Origin of the sequence: Pseudomonas sp. S37, assembly GCF_016658545.1 — a bacterium.
GTDB lineage: Bacteria > Pseudomonadota > Gammaproteobacteria > Pseudomonadales > Pseudomonadaceae > Aquipseudomonas.
On sequence record NZ_JACVZC010000207.1, the window covers coordinates 1 to 3,972 of the forward strand.

Genomic DNA, 3,972 nt, shown 5'->3' on the forward strand with positions numbered 1-3,972 from the left:
ATCAGTGGATGCCGGCCTGACTTACGCAAGGTGAGTTCGTCGGACGCTTACACCCAAATCCCTGTGGGAGCGGGTTCACCCGCGAAGCAGGCAACGCGGTGGGTGGCACCGGCTTCGCCGGTGTTCGCGGCTAAAGCCGCTCCTACATCGATCGCGCAACCAGGCACGGATCGCGTTGGCCTGTTGCCAGTCGCACCTGATGGGCGATGTCCTCCCACAATTCGAGCCATAACACTAGAATAGATCCACGCACCTATTCAGAAGCGCTATATGTCCAATCCTGTCGAAACTGAATCACTGGCCCGGTTGCCACTGGACGAGCTTGTCGCTTGCCACGAATGCGACCTGCTGCTGCGCAAGCCCGTGCTTCAGCATGATGAAAAAGCTCAATGCCCGCGCTGCGGCTACGAGCTCTACGCCCACCGGCACAATGTGGTTAATCGCAGCCTGGCCTTGGTGCTTACAGCCCTGTTGCTGTTCATCCCGGCCAATTTCCTGCCGATCATGCAGCTTCACCTGCTCGGCCAGACTTCGGACGACACCGTCTGGAGCGGTGTGCTGGGCCTGTACAACTCGGAAATGCGCGGCGTCGCCGTAGTCGTGTTCCTGTGCAGCATGGCCATACCGCTGATCAAGCTGTTATGCCAGCTGACCGTGTTGTTGAGCATTCGCCTGAACATAGGGCGGGAATACGGGCTGGTGTTCTACCGCCTCTACCACCACGTGCGCGACTGGGGCATGCTCGAGGTCTATTTCATGGGCGTGCTGGTGGCCATCGTCAAACTGGTGGACCTGGCCGAACTGACCGTAGGCTTGGGACTGTTCTGTTTTATCAGTCTGTTGTTGATCCAGGTGTGGCTCGAAGTGGTGATGTCACCACACCAGATCTGGAGTGCGCTATCAGGGGAGGACCTGCATGCGGGCGATTGATGCGGGCATTCTGGTCTGCAATGAATGTCACGAGCTGAACCGGCAAGAACCAGGCAGCACTTCGCAAACCTGTACGCGTTGCGGTGCCATCGTGCATGCGCGCCGACCGAACAGCATCGTGCGCACCTGGGCGCTGCTGATTGCCGCGTCGATTTTGTACATCCCGGCCAACATGCTGCCGATCATGACGGTGAGCACCCTCGGCCAAGGCAGCCCGGACACGATCATGTCCGGGGTTATCACCTTGCTCAAGCATGGCATGGTGCCGATTGCGGCCGTGGTGTTCATTGCCAGTATCCTGGTGCCCACCTTCAAGCTGGTGGGCATCGGCTTGCTGCTGTACTCCGTGCAGCGCCGGCAGCCGCTATCTGCCCGACAACGGATATTGATGTACCGCTTCATCGAATTCATCGGGCGCTGGTCCATGCTGGATATCTTCGTCATAGCCATTCTGGTGGCCGTGGTGAATTTCGGCCGAATAGCCAGTGTCGAAGCCAACCTGGGCGCTGTCGCCTTCGCAACTGTGGTGATCCTGACAATGCTTGCCGCTTTAACTTTCGATCCCCGACTGATTTGGGATAACACGGAGTCGGATGACGACCATGAGTGACCTGCCAACGGCTAAAACCCGCCCCGCCTCGAACTGGTCGGCTATCTGGATTCTGCCTTTGATCGCGCTGATGATCGGTGGCTGGCTCGCATGGCAGGCCTACCGTGATGCTGGTGTGGAGATTGAAGTCCGCTTCGAGTCGGGCGAGGGTATCGTCGCCAACAAGACCGAGGTCATCTACAAAGGCATGCCGGTCGGCAAGGTGAAAAGCCTGGTGCTCGACGCCAAGGGCGATAATCAGGGGGTAATCGCCACCATCGAGATGAACAAGGCCGCCGAGCCTCACCTGACCAAAGGCACGCGCTTCTGGCTGGTGAAGCCAAGTGTGAGCCTGGCGGGTATTTCCGGCCTGGAAACACTGGTGTCGGGTAACTATATTGCCGTCAGCCCGGGGGAGGGCGAGCGTACTAAGCGCTTTACCGCCTTGAAGGTGGCACCGCCGCTCTCGGATACCGAACCGGGGCTGCACCTGACCCTCAAGGCCGAGCGGCTGGGTTCGCTCAACCGTGACAGCCCCGTGTTCTACAAGCAGATCCAAGTTGGTCGGGTGAAAAGCTACCGCCTGTCCGAGGACCAGAGCACCGTTGAAGTCAAAGTATTCATCGAGCCGGCCTACGCCAGCCTGGTGCGCAAGCACACGCGTTTCTGGAATGCCAGCGGCGTCAGCATTGATGCCTCGCTTTCTGGTGTAAAAGTGCGCAGTGAGTCGCTGTCGAGCATTGTTGCCGGTGGTATCGCCTTTGCGACGCCGGAGTATCGCAAGGACAGCCCGCCCACCGACCCAAGCCTGCCGTTCCGCCTGTATGAAGACTTCGACGCAGCCCAGGCCGGTATCCGGGTCAAGGTGAAGCTCAGCGATTACGAGGGCCTGCAGGCGGGCCGCACGCCGGTGATGTACAAAGGCATCCAGGTGGGTTCGTTGAAAACCCTGAAGATGGAAGACAACCTGGCCAGCGCATCGGCTGAGCTGACCCTGGACCCGCTGACCGAAGACTACCTGGTCGAAGGCACGCAGTTCTGGGTGGTGAAGCCGTCGATTTCCCTGGCGGGTATCACCGGCCTGGAAGCGTTGGTCAAAGGTAACTACATCGCCATTCGCCCCGGAGAGAGGGGCCAGCGGCCGGAGCGTGAATTCGAGGCGCGCGCCAAGGCACCACCGCTCGACCTCAAGGCGCCGGGCCTGCACATGGTGCTGTTCGCCGATACCTTGGGCTCGCTGGAGGTCGGCAGCCCGGTGATGTACCGCCAGGTGAAGGTGGGTAGCGTGCAAAGCTACCAGTTCGCCCGCAACAGCAGCCGCATCCTGATCGGTGTGCACATCGAGAAGGAATACGAGAACCTTGTAAACGGTTCGTCGCGCTTCTGGAATGTCAGCGGCATTACCCTGACTGGCGGACTGTCGGGCATCAAGATCAAGAGTGAGTCGCTACAGACGCTGATGGCCGGTGGCATTGCTTTCGACACGCCGCGGCCCGATGTGCCGTTGAAGCGCCATATTCCGCGCTTCCGCCTGCTTGAAAGCCAAGAGGCGGTAAACCGTACCGGTACCTTGATCACCATTCGGGTCGATCGCGCCGATGGCCTGAAACCTGGTACGGCCATTCGCTTCCGCGGCCTGGATGTGGGCAGTATCGAGAGTGTCGACCTCACTGACGACCTGCAGGCCGTGCTGCTGCGGGCACGTATTACCGAAGCGGCGAACCGCATTGCCCGTGCCGGTACGCAGTTCTGGGTGGTCAAACCGGCCTTGGGCCTGGTGCGCACTGAAAATCTCGACACGCTGATTGGTGGGCAATATCTGGAAGTGCAGCCGGCGGCCAAGGACCGTGGGCCGCAGCGCGATTTCATTGCCTTGGCCGATGCGCCGCAGGTGGCCGGGCCAGAGGTTGGCTTGCCATTGACGCTCAGCGCGCCGCGGCGTGGCTCGATCAAGCCAGGCGTGCCGGTGACCTACCGTGAGGTGGCGGTGGGCAAGGTGACGGGCTTCGAGCTGGGTCAGAGTGCTGACCGGGTGCTGATCCATATCCTTATCGAGCCGCGCTATGCAGCCCTGGTACGCAGCGGCAGCCGCTTCTGGAACAGCAGCGGTTTCGGCTTCGACTGGGGGCTGTTCAAGGGCGCTACGGTGCGTACCGAGTCGGTGGAAACCCTGATCGATGGCGGCATTGCCTTCGCCACGCCGGATGGCGAGCAGATGGGCAACCCGGCACGGCCGCAGCAGACCTTTGCCTTGTTCGACAAAGCTGAGGACCAGTGGCTGCAGTGGGCGCCGAAGATTCAGATAGCCAAGTAACACCGGGCAAACACAGGCCTGCTTTTTTGTAGGAGCGGCCTTGTGTCGCGATCGGGCTGTACAGCAGCCCCAGCAATATCTGCATCGCAGCTGAAATCGAGGGGCTGCTGCGCAGCCCGATCGCGACACAAGGCCGCTC

The 3,972-nt window shown here is 60.6% G+C and carries 3 protein-coding genes; all 3 read left to right on the top strand.

The features are described 5' to 3' along the window. Positions 1 to 270 precede the first annotated feature (270 nt). The 3 genes from IAE39_RS29165 to IAE39_RS29175 are packed head-to-tail and all read left to right on the top strand — an operon-like array spanning position 271 to position 3,833. Positions 271 to 930, top strand: coding sequence for a paraquat-inducible protein A (locus IAE39_RS29165; protein WP_201207922.1), 660 nt, complete (start codon positions 271 to 273; stop codon positions 928 to 930). After that, on the top strand, positions 917 to 1,540 hold the full coding sequence (locus IAE39_RS29170) for a paraquat-inducible protein A (RefSeq protein WP_186689420.1): 624 nt from the start codon (positions 917 to 919) through the stop codon (positions 1,538 to 1,540). Before IAE39_RS29165 ends, IAE39_RS29170 begins: the two co-directional genes overlap by 14 nt. Beyond that, the gene (locus tag IAE39_RS29175; protein ID WP_201207923.1) at positions 1,533 to 3,833 is read left to right on the top strand and encodes a PqiB family protein; all 2,301 of its coding nucleotides are present in this window, start codon (positions 1,533 to 1,535) and stop codon (positions 3,831 to 3,833) included. The genes IAE39_RS29170 and IAE39_RS29175 overlap by 8 nt, the downstream gene beginning before the upstream one ends. Positions 3,834 to 3,972: the final 139 nt, after the last annotated feature.

Excerpts from the sequence above, each read along its gene's own strand:
- IAE39_RS29165 (WP_201207922.1), top strand. The coding sequence starts at position 271 with ATGTCCAATCCTGTCGAAACTGAATCACTGGCCCGGTTGCCACTGGAC.
- IAE39_RS29170 (WP_186689420.1), top strand. The coding sequence starts at position 917 with ATGCGGGCGATTGATGCGGGCATTCTGGTCTGCAATGAATGTCACGAG.
- IAE39_RS29175 (WP_201207923.1), top strand. The coding sequence starts at position 1,533 with ATGAGTGACCTGCCAACGGCTAAAACCCGCCCCGCCTCGAACTGGTCG.